Source organism: Roseimicrobium gellanilyticum (assembly GCF_003315205.1).
Classification (GTDB): Bacteria; Verrucomicrobiota; Verrucomicrobiia; order Verrucomicrobiales; family Verrucomicrobiaceae; genus Roseimicrobium; species Roseimicrobium gellanilyticum.
In genome coordinates, this window is the sequence record NZ_QNRR01000019.1 from 76215 (window position 1) to 93313 (window position 17099).

A 17099-nucleotide genomic window follows, 5' to 3' on the forward strand; every position below is an offset into this window, starting at 1 on the left:
TTGGGGAGGGAATCGAACGAGGGTGCGAAGCCCCGCTTATTCGAAATGCATTTTCGCGATATCACTGCGGCGCTGCAGTCCATCAAAGGAGATCCCTTGCGCTGCTTCATACGCCTTGCCGCGAGCTTCCTCACGGGTTGCGCCCTGGGAGACCACGGCGAGCACGCGGCCACCGTTGGTCTCGAAGCCGATCTCGCCCTTGCGTGTGCCGCAGTGGAAAACACGGGCGCCATTCACGCCATCAAGTCCGGAGATCACATCCCCGTTCCGTGAGCTGGCAGGATAGCCCGCGCTGGCGAGGATGACGCACACGCTCCATCCATCCACGAAATGAACGAGGTCGCGCTTCAGCGTGCCCTGCGCGCCGGCGAGCAGGTAGTAGGCGAAGTCACCGCGCACCATCGGCAGCACGGCCTCCGCCTCGGGGTCACCGAAGCGGCAGTTGTACTCCAGCACCTGCGGCCCCGTGGGAGTCAGCATGATGCCGAAGTAGAGGAAACCACGGTACTTGAGCCCGTCCTTCTGCAGACCGGCCACCGTGGGCTTTACGATGGTCTCTTCAATCTGCTCGAGCAGTGCCGCATCCGCGAGCTGGCGGGAAGCCACTGCTCCCATGCCGCCAGTGTTGGCACCCTGGTCGTTGTCTCCGATGCGCTTGTAGTCACGCGCCGGCATCAGGATGTGATAGCTTCCATCACACACACTGGCGAAGATGGAAATCTCCGGTCCCGTGAGGCACTCTTCCACAATCATGTCTCCTTCACCGAACGTGCGCGAAGTGAAGACTTCATCCAGGAAGGCCACGGCTTCCGCCTCCGTCTGGCACACGGCCACGCCCTTGCCAGCCGCGAGACCGTCGAACTTCAGCACGACCGGGTAGGTGGTGATGGCACGCAGCGCTTCATGCTTCGTGTGCGCGATGCTGAAGGCGGCGGTGGGGATGTTGTGCCGCTTGAGGAAATGCTTTGCGAAAGCCTTGCTGGCTTCGAGCTGGGCGGCCTCTTTCACCGGACCCCAGCAGGGAATGCCCGCTTCGGCGCAGAGGTTTGCAAGACCACGATCCTTCACCAAGTAGGCTTCTTCACCAGCCACGCAGAGGTCGACCTTCTCACGCTGCATGAAGGCCACGAGATCCAGGAGATCCTTTGCCTCCACGCGTGTGGCAATCTCGGAAATCGCATCGCTGCCGGGATAGGCAAAAATCTTCGTATCCGGGGCGCTTTCCCGAAGGGCGGTGATGATCGCATGTTCGCGACCGCCTTTTCCAGTGACGAGTATCTTCATGGTTCCGTGGTAAACAAATCAGTGGGGCGCCCGCCCTGACCGCGCTTGTAGCGGATGTAGGCCTCATTGGCGATGGCATTGCCCCCGGGAGTGGGGTAGTCGCCGGAGAAGTACCAGTCACCGGCATTGGGACCGAGAGCGAGATGAAGATTCTCGATGCTCTGGTAGATGATCTTCACCTCACCGTGCCAGCCGTTGCCCTTGGGGCTCACCAACTCGGCGATCTTCGCGGAGATCTGCTCGTTCGTGAAGTTCTTGTAGATGTCCTTCACGTGATTCACCTGCTCAGCCGCCGGCTTCTTCACTTCCTTCAGGCAGAGGTCGTAGGTGCGCTCGATGACATCGTGCTGGAGGTTGTCCTGCAGCAGGGCGATGGCCGCCTGGAAGGCGATGAACTTGCCCAGCTCGCTCATGTCGATGCCATAACAATCCGGATAGCGAATCTGCGGCGCCGTGGAGACGACAAGGACGCGCTTGGGATTGGTACGGGAGAGGATACGCAGGATGCTCTGCTTCAGCGTCGTGCCGCGCACGATGGAGTCATCCAGCACCACGAGGTTGTCCGTGGGCTCCACCACCCCGTAGGTGATGTCATACACAGAGGAGACCAGCAGATCGCGACCTTCCTCCTGGGCGATGAACGTGCGGCTCTTGATGTCCTTGTGCGCGATCTTTTCGCTGCGCGGCCAGTTCTTCAGAATGAGATCATCGATCCGGTTTTCATCGAGATGCCCACTGGCCCACATCTCCATGAGTTCGCGCTTCACCTGGAGACGGCGCTGTTTGCGCAAGCCATCCATGAATCCGTAGAAGGCGGTTTCCGCCGTGTTCGGGATGAAGCTCACCACGGTGTGCTTCAGGTCATGGCCCACGGCATCCAGAAGCTGCGGCACGAGCACCTCTCCCAGCGCCTTGCGGTCGTGGTAGATGCTCGAGTCGTTCCCTCTCGAGAAGTAAATGCGCTCAAACGAGCACGGACGCGGCTCCAGCGGCTGCGTGAAGGGCTGGATGGAGAACTCACCGTCACTCTTGATCACGGCCACATGCGCCGCGGGGAGTTCGTGGGTCTCGTCTTCGCCAAGTTCAAACACGGAGCGCAAGGCCGCGCGCTCGCTGGCGAAAGCGATGTACTCATCCGTCTTCACGTAGAAGCAGGGACGGATGGCGTGCGGGTCACGCATCACAAAGGAATCACCATTGCCGATCACGCCGGCGATGGCATAGCCACCATCCCAGCCAGCGGCGGAGTCACTGATGACCTGCGCCACATCCAGGCGCTTGCTGATTTCCGCGGGAATCTCCACACCCGTAAGGGACTCGCGGAGCTCGCGGTAGAGGTCGGTGTGCGCCTCATCCAGGTGGAAGCCAATCTCTTCCAGCACCGTCTGGGTATCCGTATCCACCACCGGATGCTGTCCGCGCTCACGCATGAGATCGTTCAGCTCGCGGACGTTGGTCATGTTGAAGTTCCCCAGCACCATCAGGCTGCGCGTGGGCCAGTTGCTGCGGCGCAAGTAGGGGTGGCAGGAGGCCTTGCCAAAACTGCCGCTGGTGCCGTATCGCAGGTGGCCTATCAGCACCTCACCACCAAACTCGAACTGCTCTTTGATGGCCTTCGGGTCGTGCTCAAATTTGACGTACTCGGGCTTCCCATTGCTCCGGCTCATCCCGTCCTCGGCCGCCGTCTTGCGCTGTTTGTTGACCTTGCGGGCGATGTCCTTGTAGTCATCCATCACCTCGCCAAAGACCTCCTCCAGTGAATTGCTCTTGCTGGAGCGCACGCGGAACATGTAGGGCTGGCCGGGCTGCATATTCAGCTTGCAACAGCCGATGCCCATGCCGTCCTGGCCACGGTTGCGCTGCTTGAGCATCAGCCCGTGCAGTCGGTCTAGCCCCCAGAGAGGGCTCTTGTATTTTTGCTCGTAGTAGGCCAGCGGCTTCAGGAGCCGCACAACGGCAAGGCCGCACTCGTGCCGGATAGGGTCGCTCATGCTGGGGGAACGGGGGCGTGAACCATGCCGCAGATTCCCCCGCTGGCAAGGCTGGAAACAACTTCTTTACTGCTTCCCAATCGCCAGCCTGGCAGCCAATTGCACATCCAGACCGGGTACCGGGACCGCAAGGAGCGGCGTCCGGTGGGGGGAATTTGGGAACTCGTGGAAGTCAACACGGGGACAGTGGGATACGAAGCCTCGGAGATTCCTGGCTGGCAAAATGAAACATTTCCTCCGCACCCTTGCGCTCCCCACCCCTTCCCGTACCGCTTCACCTACTTCTTGCTCTCACCAGTCGGAGTTATGGGCGCCGGTGCCGTCCCCGGCACAGACAGGGCTCCGGGAGGAATGGGATTGGACTTTGCAAAGTCCGTCCGGGTGGGCCCCTTGACATGGACCTGCGCCACGGTTCCGAACCACTGGAGGTGCATGGTGGTGTAGTCCCGGGTGGCGATCATGGTCATTTCCTGCCGCTCCAGCATGGGCATCCCAGCCAGCATCAGCTCACTGGCACGCCGGTCAAAGGAGGCCCGCTGGGCATGGCCGTGCTCCACCATCCACTTGTATCGGGCAGAGGGCTCGACATCCAGGAACACGCGGCCCTGCGCCTCTCCCGTACGGCGACTCTTGTCCGAGTAGGTGATCTGGTCCGCGTACAATTTCACCCCACGGTCCAGCTCCACACTCGCGCGGCTCCGGTCGCGCAGCGTCCTCAGGTCTGTCATCGTATGACCGTCCCCATTCCAGATGGGATCCGGGGTGCGGCAGGAACTGAACAACAGCAAGACTGCGGAGACGAATGACAACTGGGCGAGCGCAGGGAGGATGTTCCGATTAGACATGCCTGAAAGTGTGTGCCGGGGATGGAGGGAACAGAACAACGACTCCAGACAGAAGGATCCTCGACAAATCTCGTGGAAATTGATGCTCGACTTCCATTGCCATGAGCCTCGGTACCTGGACATGAAAAGGCGGAAGCGCCTTCACGCTTCCGCCTTGGGAAATCAGGTATGCAGGTATGCCCGCAGGTGGCTTACTTCACGTTGCCAGCGTACTTGGCAGGATCCGCATCGAACTTCTTTTTGCAGTTGTTGCAGCAGAAGGCGATTTCCTTGCCGTTGTAGGTGCTGGTGATGTCAGCGCGGGCCGGGCGGGAACCTACGGGGCAGGTCTTGTTCGCAGGGGCGGCATAGGCGACACCGGAGATGGCAAAGGCGAGGCAGAGCAGTTTCTTCATGTTAGGTGCAGGGTGTTTGTAGAGGGTAGTGGCATTCGGCGTAACAGGCCGGATTTGTATTCAACAATTCTAAGGGAGTAGAAGCTGCTGGCGACAATATTTTATCAGCAAACAGCAAAAAAGAAGGAGGCGTTTTCCACCTCCTTCTTCGCGTGAGTCTCCAGCAGAAACTGCCAGTTACTTGATCTTGCCGGCGTACTTGGCAGGGTCCTTCTCGAACTTGCCTTTGCAGTTGTTGCAGCACAGACCAACGGTCTTGCCATCATGCTTGGCGGTGATGCCGTCCTTGATGGGCTTGCCCGAGACGGGGCAATCCTTGTTGACGGGATCTGCAGCGGAGGCGGAGATGGCAAAAGCAAATGCAGCGATGGTCAGAAGAGTCTTCATGGAGCTAAGCAGAGTTTGGTTGTCGTTGTTCAGGAAGCGCACCGCCCCGACCTTGGAAAAGTCAGGGCGGCCTGATTAGCAAACGATTACCCGGCTGGTTTCTCTCGAAAATTTATCTTCAATCCACTATTTCGGCTTCACCGAAAACTTGGTGGGCGACTTGTCGAACTTGTCCTTGCACTCTGCAGTTGCGAAGGCCACACGCTGGCCCTTGAAAGTGCTGTGGAAGATGAGCCTCACATTCTTACTACAGACCGGGCACTGGGCGTTCACCGGTTCCACGGCGAACGCAGCGGTGGAGAGCACGAAGGAAGCAGCAAGCACTGATAGAAGTGTTTTCATGGAAGTGGCTACTAGGAGAGGGGCACAAATGGGATCTGATGTTCACGAACCACCACGATGATGATTCGAAGGTAGAACGTATCACAATGATCCTGAATTGCGCCATTGCTGAGTTTTGCCCCGCATATCTTGCGCACGGATTGATCCCGACCTGCATTCCAAAAAAGAAGCGTCAGGACAAGATGCCCTGACGCCCATCTGGGTAGGTCCACTAAGCTTTACTCGGAGCGCGTGTCGCCTTACACCAGCTCCACGGTCACCTCACCGCTGCCATCGATCTCGCCGAGCACCACAGCGCCCTGACCGCAGGCCAGCGCCTTGTCCGCATCCTCCTTGGCCACGATGGCAACCCATCCGAAGCCCATGTTGAAGGTGTCAAACGCATCCTTCTCGTCCGCGTGCGCAAGAATCTTCTGCACCACGGCATTCTGCCAGCGCGGCACACGCAGGTGCGCACCGTGACCACCAAAGACCATCAGGCGTCCAAGATTTTCCGGCAGGCCACCGCCCGTGACGTGGGACATGGCACGCAGGCTCGGCACATTCTTCCGCAGAGCGGCCGCTTCTTCATGATACAGGCGGGTCGGAAGAAGGAGGGTGCGGTATTCTTCGTCGGTCAGCTCGAGCTTCTCCGCTTCAATCACACGGCGAACGAGGCTGAAACCATTCGCATGGAAACCGGCGCTCGGGAAACCCACCAGCACATCGCCGCGCTGGATGGTCGTAGGGTCAATCAGACTCCCCTTCTCCGCTGCGCCAATCGCAAAGCCGCTGAGCTCGATCACGCCTTCCTGCACCATACCGGGCATCTCCGCCGTTTCCCCGCCAGCCAGGATGCAGCCGCAGGCTTCGAGATACTCCACCATGCCGGCGATGCAGCGGGTGATCTTGTCCTTCGCCAGCTTGCCCACGCCCACGTAATCCAGGAAAAGGATGGGGTCCGCGCCCGTGGTGAGCACGTCATTCACATTCATGGCCACGAGGTCCTTGCCAGCGTTCTCCAGCAGGTCATGCTTGAGCAGGAGCTCCAGCTTGGTGCCCACGCCGTCGCAGCCAGTCACAATCACCGGGTGCTTGTAAGCACTGAGGTCATACGCTGCGGCAAAGAGGCCGAAGGCCCCGGCAAGCTGGCGCTGCTTCTGGGTGCGCTTCACGAGCTGGCCAATGTCTCCCACCAGCGCCGCAGCCTCACGGATGTCCACTCCGGCCTGCTTGTAGGTATGGCCCTTCGGCGGCTCGGCGTGCTTGTGGGTGGAAGAGGCGGTGTAGAAGGATTCAGCGTCTTGGGACATGGGAGGGTCCAGCATGGAGCATGGAGCCGCGAGTGCAAGCGCGGGATGGCCACAGCAGGTTCGACGCCTAGCAGCCCGCTCGAAATGGCGCAAAAGAACGCAAAGGAATCAAGAACCGGAGCCTCGGGACGGATTCACCCACCATCCTTGAGATCACCTATGCCCATATGACAAGCACCAGCAGCCAACCCTTTGTGTTCTTTTGCGGCCATGCCGAGCAGCGGCCCGCAACGCCGGATCATCCCGACCCGACCCCTATAAAAATCTTGAGGTCAGGCATCCATGTGTTTTTTCAAACGTATGTATGACTACCCCGAAAAAGGCCTGCACCTCCCCAATCCTGGCAGGCTTTTTTCCAGAAATAGCCCCCGCCGGGAACTTGACAGCGGGGAGAATCATCAGCATTACTGACAATCACCGCAGCACACCTTCTGCACTGCACCCCCCTTGAGCAGATGAAATCTCCCCTGCCCCCACTCTGTCTTCTTTCCGCGCTGGTCCTGGCCGCCTGCCAGCCGGAAGCCCCCCAGATGCAGCCACCCCCTCCCACAGCCGTGACCGTCGCCGCTCCGGTGAAGCAAAAGGTGAAGGAGTGGGATGAATTCACCGGCCGCATCGATGCTGCCGAGTCCGTCGTGCTGTACTCCCAGGTCACCGGTTACCTCATGAGCATCCACTTCAAGGACGGCTCCGAGGTGAAGAAGGGGACTTTGCTCTTCCAGATCGATCCGCGCCCCTTCCAGGCCGTGCTCGACCAGGCTCTCGCCCAACATGAGCAGGCGAAGGTAAAGTTGGAGCTCTCGCGTTCCGAATACGACCGCGCCTCGAAGCTCCTCGATTCCAAGGCCATTTCCGCTGAGGACTATGACACACGCAGCAAGGCGGTGCGCGAGGCCGAAGCCGGCCTGCGCGTGACACAGGCAGCGGTGGACAAGGCGAAGCTCGATGTCGAGTACACACAAATCAAAGCGCCACTCGACGGACGCCTTGGTCGCAAACTGATGGATGTGGGTGGACTCGTGGTTGGCGGCCCCATGGGTGCGACAGCACTCACCAGCATCGTGAGCCTGGATCCCATCCATTGCTACATCGATGCGGATGAGATGACCGTACTGCGCTATCAGAAGCTCAATCGCGAAAACAAAACCGCCAGTCCCCGGGATGATCAGATCCCCTGTGAGATGGCGCTCGCGAATGACACGGGCTTCCCCTACAAGGGCGTGATCGACTTCGTGGACAACCGTCTGGATCCCACCACCGGCACCATCCAGGTGCGCGCAGTGTTTGAGAATCCCATGCCCGAGCGCGGCCAGCGTGCCCTGCAGCCGGGCTACTTCGCCCGCGTGCGTGTCCCTGGTGGCAGTGACTATGAGGCTTTCGTAATCGATGACAAGGCGGTGCAGTCCGACCAGGCCCAGAAGATTGTGTATGTGGTGGATGACAAGAACATTGTCATGCCCCGCCCCATCGATGTGGGCCCGGTGATCAATGGCAAGCGCGTGGTGCGCGCCGGCCTTACTGAAAAGGATCGTGTGATCGTCAATGGCATGGCAAAAATCGGACCGGGCATGCCCGTCGCTCCGATGACCGAGGCAGAAGCCGCGAAGGCGCAACAAACCGCACAGAACGGAGCCCCTGGCTCTCAAACCAACTGAGTCGCACGCGGTTCTTGGTTCATCACCTCTCGGCATATCCCCCCACGCCATGAATTTTGCGAAGTTCTTCATCGACCGGCCCATCTTTGCCGCGGTGCTTTCCATTGTGATCACCCTCACCGGGGCGATCGCACTCATCTCCCTGCCGGTGGAGCAATATCCCGAGGTGGCTCCGCCCACTGTGGTGGTAACTGCCACCTACCCGGGTGCCAACCCTCAGGTGGTTTCCGAGACGGTGGCCAACCCTATCGAGCAGGAAATCAATGGAGTGGAGAACATGCTTTACATGTCCTCCGCCTGTACGGCGGACGGCGTCTGTACGGTGACCATCACCTTCAAGCTGGGCACGAATCTGGACATGGCCCAGGTGCAGGTACAGAACCGCGTATCCATCGCCCTTGCCAAGCTGCCTGAGGAGGTACGCCGTATCGGTGTGACCACCGTGAAGCAGTCTCCGAGTCTCGCGATGGTGGTGCACCTGCTTTCGCCGGATGACACCTATGACAGCCTGTACGTGGGGAACTACGCCTTCCTGAACGTGAAGGACCACCTGGCACGTCTTCCGGGGGTGGGCTCAGTGCAGGTCTTCGGAGCGCGCGACTACTCCATGCGCGTCTGGCTGGATCCGGATCGCATTGCTTCACGCAACATGACTGCAAGCGACGTGGTGAACGCCATTCGCGAGCAGAACGTGCAGGTGGCGGCCGGCGTGCTGGGCGCACAACCCTCGCCTCCTGGAACCCAGTATCAACTGACCGTCACGACCCAGGGTCGTCTCATTGAGTCCTCAGAGTTCGAGAACATCATCATCAAGCGTGGTGAAAACGGCCAGGTGACCCGTGTAAAGGACGTGGCTCGCGTGGAACTCGCCGCACGCGACTACAACCTGGACTCCTACCTGAACGGGAAACCCGCCGCGGCGCTCGTGCTCTTCCAGCTTCCCGGTTCCAACTCGCTCGAAACCCGTCACGCGGTCGGTGCCAAGATGGATGAACTGGCCAAAAACTTCCCTCCAGGCCTGAAGTACGACATCGTGTATGACACCACGATCTTCACCCAGAAGTCGATTGATGCGGTGATTCACACCTTCATCGAAGCGCTCCTTCTCGTGGTGCTCGTGGTGATTGTCTTCCTGCAATCGTGGCGCGCCTCGCTCATTCCTCTTCTCGCGGTGCCGGTGTCCATCGTGGGCACCTTCCTGGTGATGAAAATGTTCGGCTTCTCGCTGAACAATCTGACCCTCTTTGGCCTCGTGCTCGCCATCGGTATCGTGGTGGATGACGCCATCGTGGTGGTGGAAAACGTGGAACGCAACATGGCGCTCGGCCTGTCGCCGCTGGCCGCGGCAAGAAGAGCGATGGAGGAAGTGAGCGGACCGGTCATCGCGGTGGCCGTGGTACTCACGGCGGTGTTCGTGCCCACCGCGTTCATGTCCGGCCTGACGGGACAGTTCTACCGGCAGTTCGCGCTGACAATTGCAGTCTCGACAATCATCTCCGCGTTCAACTCCCTCACGCTCTCGCCTGCGTTGAGCGCCATTCTGCTGAAGCCGCACCACGCCAAGCCTGACTGGTTCCAGCGCTCCATCAATTTGCTGTTTGGCTGGTTCTTCAAGAGCTTCAACTGGTTCTTCGAGCGCTTCTCAGGTGGTTACGCGGGCTTTGTGCGTCGCACGCTGCGACTCTCCGTCATCGCCCTCGTCCTCTACGGAGGCCTGCTCTACATGACGGGGAGCATCTTCAAGAAGGTGCCTTCTGGTTTCGTGCCCAACGCAGACAAGGGCTTCCTCATTGCCTTCGCCGCCCTGCCGGATGGTGCCTCGCTGGAGCGCACGCGTGAAGTCATTCTCAAGATGGGCGAAGCGGCCCGTAAAATCCCCGGAGTGGTGAACACGGTGGAATTCCCCGGCTTCTCCCTGGTGGCAGGTGGCAACATGCCCAACCACGGCTCCATCTTCATCGGGCTGGAGGACTATGACAAACGCGTGGGCGATCCCTCCAAGAGTTTGAATGCCATCCTGGGCAAGATGATGGCGGAATACTCCCAGATTCAGGAGGCCTACTGCCTGAGTTTCCCCACACCACCGGTGGACGGCATCGGCATGGCGGGCGGATTCAAGCTCCAGATCAAGGATAACACAGGACAGGGCAAGGACGCGCTGGCGGGCGCTGCCTTCAACATGATGATGAAGGCCAACAGCCTCCCCGGCCTCACCAGTGTCATCACCACCATCCGGCCCAACGTGCCGCAGATCTACGTGGAGGTGGATCGTACGAAGGCCAAGAGCATGGGCGTGAAACTCGCGGATGTGTTCGACACCCTGCAGATCTGCCTGGGCTCACTCTACGTGAATGACTTCAACCGCTTCGGCCGCACGTATCAGGTCACCGCCCAGGCGGATGCCCAGTATCGCCTGGCCCCCAGTGACATCACCCGATTGAAGGTCCGCAATGACCAGGGCGAAATGGTGCCTCTGGGCACGCTGGTGAAGGTGACCGAAACCACGGGCCTGGACCTTGCCAAGCGCTACAACACCGCTTCCACGGCAGACCTTCAAGGTTCCACCCTGCCGGGCGTATCCTCTGGCCAGGCCATCGCCATGTTGGAGAAGCTCGCCAAGGATGAGTTGCCCCAGGGGTTCACCATCGAGTGGACGGAGCTCTACCTTCAGGAGATTCTCGCAGGGAACAGCGCACTCTATATCTTCCCCTTGTGCGTGATCTTCGTCTTCCTCGCGCTGGCGGCCCAGTATGAGAGCTGGACGCTGCCTCTGGCCATCATCCTGATTGTGCCGATGTGCATCCTCTCCGCGCTCGTGGGTGTGATGCTGCGCGGCATGGACAACAATATCTTCACCCAGATCGGGCTGGTGGTGCTGGTGGGCCTCGCCTCGAAGAACGCCATCCTGATCGTGGAATTCGCCAAACAACTCGAAGACCAGGGCAAGTCGATTACCGAGGCAGCCATTGAAGCAGCACGCCTCCGTTTGCGTCCTATCTTGATGACCAGCTTCGCCTTCATCCTCGGGGTGCTCCCGCTCGTGCTCGCCGAGGGTGCCGGGGCGGAAATGCGCCAGGCGCTCGGTACGGCCGTCTTCGCCGGCATGGTGGGCGTCACATTCTTCGGCCTGATTCTGACCCCGGTGTTCTACGTGGTGATTCGGAAGCTCTTCAGTCGCAAGAAGCAAGCCGCGGAAGACGCACCCCCCACCCCGGGCCACGATGCCCAATCCACCTCAGTCACAACTTCTCACTCCCCTGAGCCCGCCTGAGTCGTATCCTCCATCCCCGCAATACACGTTCAGGCGCAGGCCTCGATTCTATTGCTTGATGCCAGTCAAAATCCTCCCACAGTCAGTCCACTCTGCATGAAGACCAGTCACCTTCTGTCGCTATCCCTTCTGCCCGCCCTGCTTGCCGGGTGCAATGTCGGCCCCAAATTTACCAGCCCCGAGACCAAAACCGACGCCCGGTTCGCCAGCAGCAAGCGAGAAGGCTCCTTCAGCGCGGACAATGAAGTGGCCACGTGGTGGAGGAAGTTCAACGACTCGAAGCTGAACAGCCTGATCGAGCGAGCCTTTGCCAACAGTCCGGATCTCCGCATTGCCGCTGCGCGTGTGGATGAAGCCCGTGCCCTGCATTCTGCCGCGCGTTTTGACTACTTCCCAACCGTCACTTCTGACGCGAGCTATCTCAACCAACGCAGCAGCATTGCGCAGAGTGGTTTTGGCCGCAGCCGCAACCTGGAGCTCTATGAAGTGGGTCTCGATGGTTTCTATGAAGTCGACTTCTGGGGCCGCGTGAGGAACAACAACAAGGCCGCTCTGGCCGAACTCGGCACCGCCGAAGCTCTGCGCCGCGACGCCCTGGTGCTCCTCGCCTCTGACGTGGCCAGCAACTACATGCAATTGCGTGGACTGCAGAACGAACTCGCCGTGGCCCAGCGCAACGCCACCAACCAGCGTGACACCCTCAAGCTGACGGAAAGCCTTCTCCAGGGCGGACGTGGCACTGAGCTCGATACCTCCCGTGCCCGCGCCCAGTTGAACTCGACCCTCGCGGCCATCCCCGTGATCGAGAGTGCCATTCGCAGGAACATCCACCGCATCAGCGTGCTCACGGGTCAACAGCCCCAGGTGCTGCTCGATGAGCTCCTCAAGAGCAAGCCCATGCCGACCCTGCCCAGCATTGTACGGGTGGGCAGCCCCGCCGAGCTTCTGCGCCGCCGTCCGGATATCCGCGCTGCGGAGTTCCAGATTGAGGCCGCTACCGCTCGTGTGGGTGTGGCCACCGCGGATCTCTTCCCGCGCGTGACCTTCAATGGTCGTGTGGCCCTGCAGGCAGAGTCCTTCTCCGGCCTCGCGAAGTCCGGTGCGGACGCCTACAGCTTCGGTCCCAGCATTTCCTGGGCCGCCTTTGACCTTGGCCGTGTAAAGGCCCAGATCGATGCCAGCAAGGCCCGCAACGTGCAGAGCATCGCTCAATACGAACAGACCGTGCTGGGTGCGCTTGAAGAAACAGAGAACGCCATGACGTCCTTTGGACGCCAGCGCGCCCGTCGTGACTTCCTCCGCGAAGCTTCCGCCGCCTCGCAGCAAGCCGCAAAGCTCGCCCGCGAACGCTACCAGAACGGTGTGGCCGACTTCCTCACGGTGCTCGACGCCGAACGCGTGATGCTGGAAGCCGAAAGCCGCCAGGCCGAAAGCGAAACCCTCACCGCCGTGGCCCTGGTTGCCATCTACAAGTCCTTGGGCGGTGGCTGGGAGACCAACGGCCGCGTGAGCGCCAAGTAAGTTTTCGTCTCATCAGGCAAGCATTCCCCTGCGCCTCCCATGTCACGACCTCCAAGGTCTGACTGGGAGGCGCAATTTTTTGCACACAGCGAGATTCATGCCGCAGGGACGATTCGCGTTAATCGCAAAGATGCAGAGAGGCAAAGAAGGCAGGGACGCGTAGAAAAAGCGTGCCGTTTGCCTGCGTGCAGCACAGTGAATCACCTTGAACGTGCATCGCCATGCCGGCCCTGGGAGCGCTGGCCTCTGGCCGGCGTCGCGGACGAAAAACGGACCTGACGTTGGAATGACCCTTCACACAATGCCGGGCCACCAACTCCGGCTTCCCCTTCCTCACCCACCATCTCCGCGAGCACACGATCCCTGCGCGTCTCCGCCTCCTCTGCTACGAGGCGCTACCACACCCTCGACATACACCCTCCCATCAGCACCCCCCCTCACTCCTCTGCGTCCTTTGCCACTCTGCCCCTCTGCGGTTAACCCGAATCGTCCATTCGGCGTGAACCCGCCAACCTCAAGCCATCACTTCGGCCTCAGTCTTCCCCCCACGGGAAGCACCCCGAAAAGCAGGTACATCGGCGAGCGAATCAGCGCTCCGGTATCACGCCATGCCACACGGGGCAGGATCTGCCGGAAGAGATCCAGCATTTCCGAATGCCGGCGCAGCTTGCGCTCCAGCCAGGCCGTGACTCGCTGAGAGGCATTGTACTCCACGGCCATGCTCATCGCATTCACCATGGCAATCAGGAAGAACGCAACTCCACAGGCAAACAATGCCGGACGTGGTGCGCGCTTCACGAACGCGAGAATGATGGCCGCAATCCCGATGACGGTAGGCGCATAGCGGGCCAGGCGGATATTCCCCAGCCGCCACAGCAGCGCTTTCTTCTCCTCGCCCTGCTGCGTGGCATGCGCCGCCTCATGCAATGCAACGGACCACGACGCCGCATCCGTGCCCTGCATGACCGCCTTGTTCAGAAACAGCACCCGGCGCCCCGGATCGAAGTAGTCCGACACCATCGCGTTGTGCTCCACAATCTTCACGTCGGAAGCCTCGTTTTCGTCCAGAAACTGGCGTGCGGCCTCCGCGGCGGTCAGCGCTCCCGGGACTGTCTGTCTCGCGCCAAGTGTCACCCCTTGCTCATAACGTTGCAGGGCAAACCTCGAGATGCCGATGGCGATCACGAGCAGGATGATGGGGAGAACAATCATGCGGGAAGTGCGACGATATCTTCAGAGAAGAGGATACGTGAACATCATGCCACGCCTCGCGACAAATGCGATGGCGCATCGCTATCAAACGGAGGTTAGGCGTCCCCGCCTGACAGCGGATGTTAGGCCTCCGGCCTGACAGTCATGATCTCTCGCCAGGCAACCGTCAGGCCAGAAGGCCTGACGCCCACTGTCGGACTGGAAAGTCCAACCTCCTTCTCGCTCACCTCCACTCGTGCCGGGGGTATCGTCCCTTCAACTGCGTCTTCACGGCCTGGTAGCTGGTCTTCCAGAAGTTCGCCAAATCACCGGTGGTCTGTACGGGCCGCTGGCTGGGGGCGAGGATGTTCACGGAGACCACCACCTTGCCTCCGGCGATGCGTGGATTCTCATTCGTGTCATAGAGCTGCTGCAGGATCACGCTGATCTGCGGTGTCGCCTTGTCTCGGTACTCCACCCTCACCATCTTGCCGTTTGCGAGCTTCACCCGCTCGGGCGCGTAGCGGTCCAGAAGCTCCCGTTGGGAATGTGACAGCCAGGCATTGAGTGCGCCGTCTGGAGTGATTTCGCGAAGCTGCCGTGCTGCTGTAGCACCGAGGCACATCTGCTCGATGAGAAGGCGTTTTTCCTCATCTCCAATCGAAGGCATCTCCAGTTCCGGCATCCACGTTGCGAGACTATTCAACCGGGTGATCCACTGGTCATGGCGCTCGGTCCAATTCGGCATCTCCAGGCGGCCCGCGATAATCTCATCCGCAAGGATGGACGCTGCGAGACCGGCATCGGGTTCCCCACGCTCGCGCGAGTGCAGCGCAAGATCGCGGAAGCGCTTCTCTTCGCGATTCGTCACGCGCTTGTTCACGCTGTCGTACACCGCACGTTTGCCGGTGGAGATGTCCCCGGGGAAAAGCTCATCCAGCCAGGCCTCTTCGACCTTGGTCGTGAGGTTCAGCTTCACCTGAAGCGCCTTGCCCTGAATCTCCGCCACTTCGGCAGCTACGAGCATGGGTGGCGGCTTGAGATGGGCATCCTTTTCCAGATGCCCCTTGTAGCCCGCAGCCAGTGAATACACACGCGAGCCACTGGAGGTCTCCACACCGAGGTGGTCTGAGAACGCCGCGAGCACACACTTCGCCAGCGCAATGTCGTGTGTCTCCGCAGTGATTTGCAGCTTGGGTGAATCCCCTGCCCTGCGGCACAGTCGCAGCAATTGATCCGCACTACGCATGGCCTCCTGCGCCGCACGAGCATGGATGCCATACGGCGCACACGCATCCGGATTGAAGTTCACGGACTTCGCCTTGTCCCACGCGCGCATGAGTGGCTGAAACTCGCTGATATCCTCGCGATGGAAGAATTCTTCACGCTTGCGCTTCGTCTGCTCGGTGGGTTTCAGCAGGATGTCGCGCCCCTGCGCGATGGCCGCGCACAACGCGGCGTCCTCCATGCAATCGAGATTCATTGCCGTGAGCAGCATGCGTGAGAAGCGCGGGTGCAGTGGGAAGGAAGACATCTTCCTGCCCAGCGAGGTGATGGACTTTGTCTCGCGATCCATCGCACCGAGCGACTCCAGCATGGTGCGCGCAAGTTGCTGCGCCTCGGGCGCAGGTGCTTCAAACCAATCAAACGTCATGCCCGCACGCTCCGCGACCACTTCCAGGGTCAGCAACGCTTCGCTGAGATCCAATCGGCGAATCTCTGGCAACTCGCTCTCGGCGCGATGCAAATGCTCGCGCTCTGGCCACAACCGTACGCACACACCGGGGCCAAGACGCCCCGCGCGACCCGCACGCTGATCTGCGCTCGCGCGGCTGATCTTTTGTACCGTAAGCGTATTGATGCCACGCCGCACGTCATGTGCTGCGACGCGTGCCAGGCCACTATCGATCACAGCACGCACGCCTTCGATGGTGAGCGAGGTCTCCGCCACATTCGTGCTTACGATGATGCGGCGTGAGCCGCCGGGTTGCAGCACTTCATCCTGCTGCGCAGGGGTGAGTTCACCATGCAGTGGCAGGATGCGGAAGCCACGGGAGAAGCCACGGCCGCTCATGGCAGCGATGGTCTTGCGAATCTCATGGCCACCCGGCATGAAGACCAGAAGGTCTCCATCCAGACCACGCCGCGCGATGAGTTCCTCCGCCGCGAGCGCAGCTTGATCCCACACCGCTTCGGGATAGCCCGCCTTGTCCCTCATCGGTATTCGGTAGCCAACCTCCACAGGGAAGTTGCGCCCCGCGGAATCAAAGATTTCACACGGCTGGAGGAAGGCCTTCAGCGGGTCCGGCGCGATGGTGGCAGACATCACGATGATGCGCAGGTCCGGTCGCTGCTCCGCCTGCACGGCACGCGCCCAAGCGAGGCACAGGTCGCCATCCAGATGCCGCTCGTGGAATTCGTCGATGACGATGCAGCCCACGTTCTTCAGCGCCGGATCGTCGAGCATGTAACGCAGCATCACCCCCTCCGTGACAAAGAGGATGCGCGTCTTGCTGCTGGAGACATTTTCAAAGCGCACCTGATAGCCCACTTCGTCCCCGAGCTGGGCTCCGCGCTCCTTCGCCACGCGGGCGGCCAGCATGCGGGCAGCAATGCGGCGGGGCTGGAGCACCACGATGCGCTTGTCCCCCGCGATGCCATGGTCCAGCAGCATCTGCGGCACCTGGGTGGACTTGCCGGAACCCGTGGGCGAGCGCACCACGGCATTGCGCACACCAGCCTGGGCAAACCAGTGCACAATCGGCTGGCGCAGGGCTTCAATCGGGAGGTTGGAAACGTGAATGCTCAAGCGTTGCGGATACCGCAATCCGGCGTCCGCGCAACTGCTTCGCACCCTGCCAACCCACCCCTCCGGCTCGATTTCGCAAAATCCTCTCTGTCCTTGATAGCTGCGGCTCCCACTGC

Annotated in this window: 12 protein-coding genes; 3 read left to right on the plus strand and 9 right to left on the minus strand. The window is 60.6% G+C overall.

Annotated features, from left to right (window positions below):
- Positions 1-36 precede the first annotated feature (36 nt).
- The 7 genes from purD to purM form a co-directional block, all read right to left on the minus strand.
- The gene (purD, locus tag DES53_RS30665; RefSeq protein ID WP_113962158.1) at positions 37-1284 is read right to left on the minus strand and encodes a phosphoribosylamine--glycine ligase; all 1248 of its coding nucleotides are present in this window, start codon (positions 1282-1284) and stop codon (positions 37-39) included.
- Positions 1281-3275: an amidophosphoribosyltransferase gene (locus DES53_RS30670; protein WP_113962159.1), complete on the minus strand. Its 1995-nt coding sequence runs from the start codon at positions 3273-3275 to the stop codon at positions 1281-1283. The genes purD and DES53_RS30670 overlap by 4 nt, the downstream gene beginning before the upstream one ends.
- Before the next feature lie 278 nt (positions 3276-3553).
- Positions 3554-4120, minus strand: a complete 567-nt coding sequence (locus DES53_RS30675; RefSeq protein ID WP_113962160.1) for a hypothetical protein — start codon at positions 4118-4120, stop codon at positions 3554-3556.
- A gap of 191 nt (positions 4121-4311) precedes the next feature.
- A complete protein-coding gene (locus DES53_RS30680) occupies positions 4312-4515 on the minus strand; it encodes a YHS domain-containing protein (protein ID WP_113962161.1) in 204 nt (67 codons plus the stop codon).
- Positions 4516-4692: 177 nt separating this feature from the next.
- Positions 4693-4902: a hypothetical protein gene (locus DES53_RS30685; protein ID WP_113962162.1), complete on the minus strand. Its 210-nt coding sequence runs from the start codon at positions 4900-4902 to the stop codon at positions 4693-4695.
- Positions 4903-5028: 126 nt separating this feature from the next.
- Positions 5029-5244 (minus strand): hypothetical protein, encoded by a 216-nt coding sequence (locus DES53_RS30690; RefSeq protein ID WP_147263730.1) that lies wholly within the window; start codon positions 5242-5244, stop codon positions 5029-5031.
- A gap of 239 nt (positions 5245-5483) precedes the next feature.
- Entirely contained in the window at positions 5484-6536 is a 1053-nt protein-coding gene (gene purM, locus DES53_RS30695; protein ID WP_113962185.1) for a phosphoribosylformylglycinamidine cyclo-ligase, read from the minus strand.
- A gap of 455 nt (positions 6537-6991) precedes the next feature.
- Between purM and DES53_RS30700 the strand changes: the two genes are divergently transcribed.
- From DES53_RS30700 to DES53_RS30710, 3 genes are all read left to right on the plus strand, one after another.
- Positions 6992-8191 (plus strand): efflux RND transporter periplasmic adaptor subunit, encoded by a 1200-nt coding sequence (locus DES53_RS30700; protein ID WP_113962164.1) that lies wholly within the window; start codon positions 6992-6994, stop codon positions 8189-8191.
- A 49-nt stretch (positions 8192-8240) separates the two neighbouring features.
- Positions 8241-11462 carry an efflux RND transporter permease subunit gene (locus DES53_RS30705; protein ID WP_113962165.1) on the plus strand — a complete coding sequence of 1074 codons (3222 nt, stop codon included), beginning with the start codon at positions 8241-8243 and terminating at the stop codon, positions 11460-11462.
- A 96-nt stretch (positions 11463-11558) separates the two neighbouring features.
- Positions 11559-12983, plus strand: coding sequence for an efflux transporter outer membrane subunit (locus tag DES53_RS30710; RefSeq protein ID WP_113962166.1), 1425 nt, complete (start codon positions 11559-11561; stop codon positions 12981-12983).
- 522 nt (positions 12984-13505) lie between these two features.
- Here the strand turns inward: DES53_RS30710 and DES53_RS30715 are convergent.
- Both DES53_RS30715 and hrpB read right to left on the minus strand, forming a co-directional pair.
- Positions 13506-14195: a zinc metallopeptidase gene (locus DES53_RS30715; protein ID WP_113962167.1), complete on the minus strand. Its 690-nt coding sequence runs from the start codon at positions 14193-14195 to the stop codon at positions 13506-13508.
- A gap of 223 nt (positions 14196-14418) precedes the next feature.
- Complete coding sequence (hrpB, locus tag DES53_RS30720) at positions 14419-16983, minus strand: ATP-dependent helicase HrpB (RefSeq protein ID WP_170157553.1); 2565 nt, start codon at positions 16981-16983, stop codon at positions 14419-14421.
- Positions 16984-17099 lie beyond the last annotated feature (116 nt).

What these genes read in the sequence shown, in the direction of transcription:
- purM (WP_113962185.1), bottom strand. Translation starts at nt 6,536, where the DNA reads ATGTCCCAAGACGCTGAATCCTTCTACACCGCCTCTTCCACCCACAAG.
- DES53_RS30690 (WP_147263730.1), bottom strand. Translation starts at nt 5,244, where the DNA reads ATGAAAACACTTCTATCAGTGCTTGCTGCTTCCTTCGTGCTCTCCACC.
- DES53_RS30670 (WP_113962159.1), bottom strand. Translation starts at nt 3,275, where the DNA reads ATGAGCGACCCTATCCGGCACGAGTGCGGCCTTGCCGTTGTGCGGCTC.
- DES53_RS30710 (WP_113962166.1), top strand. Translation starts at nt 11,559, where the DNA reads ATGAAGACCAGTCACCTTCTGTCGCTATCCCTTCTGCCCGCCCTGCTT.
- DES53_RS30680 (WP_113962161.1), bottom strand. Translation starts at nt 4,515, where the DNA reads ATGAAGAAACTGCTCTGCCTCGCCTTTGCCATCTCCGGTGTCGCCTAT.
- purD (WP_113962158.1), bottom strand. Translation starts at nt 1,284, where the DNA reads ATGAAGATACTCGTCACTGGAAAAGGCGGTCGCGAACATGCGATCATC.
- DES53_RS30685 (WP_113962162.1), bottom strand. Translation starts at nt 4,902, where the DNA reads ATGAAGACTCTTCTGACCATCGCTGCATTTGCTTTTGCCATCTCCGCC.
- DES53_RS30715 (WP_113962167.1), bottom strand. Translation starts at nt 14,195, where the DNA reads ATGATTGTTCTCCCCATCATCCTGCTCGTGATCGCCATCGGCATCTCG.
- DES53_RS30700 (WP_113962164.1), top strand. Translation starts at nt 6,992, where the DNA reads ATGAAATCTCCCCTGCCCCCACTCTGTCTTCTTTCCGCGCTGGTCCTG.
- DES53_RS30705 (WP_113962165.1), top strand. Translation starts at nt 8,241, where the DNA reads ATGAATTTTGCGAAGTTCTTCATCGACCGGCCCATCTTTGCCGCGGTG.
- DES53_RS30675 (WP_113962160.1), bottom strand. Translation starts at nt 4,120, where the DNA reads ATGTCTAATCGGAACATCCTCCCTGCGCTCGCCCAGTTGTCATTCGTC.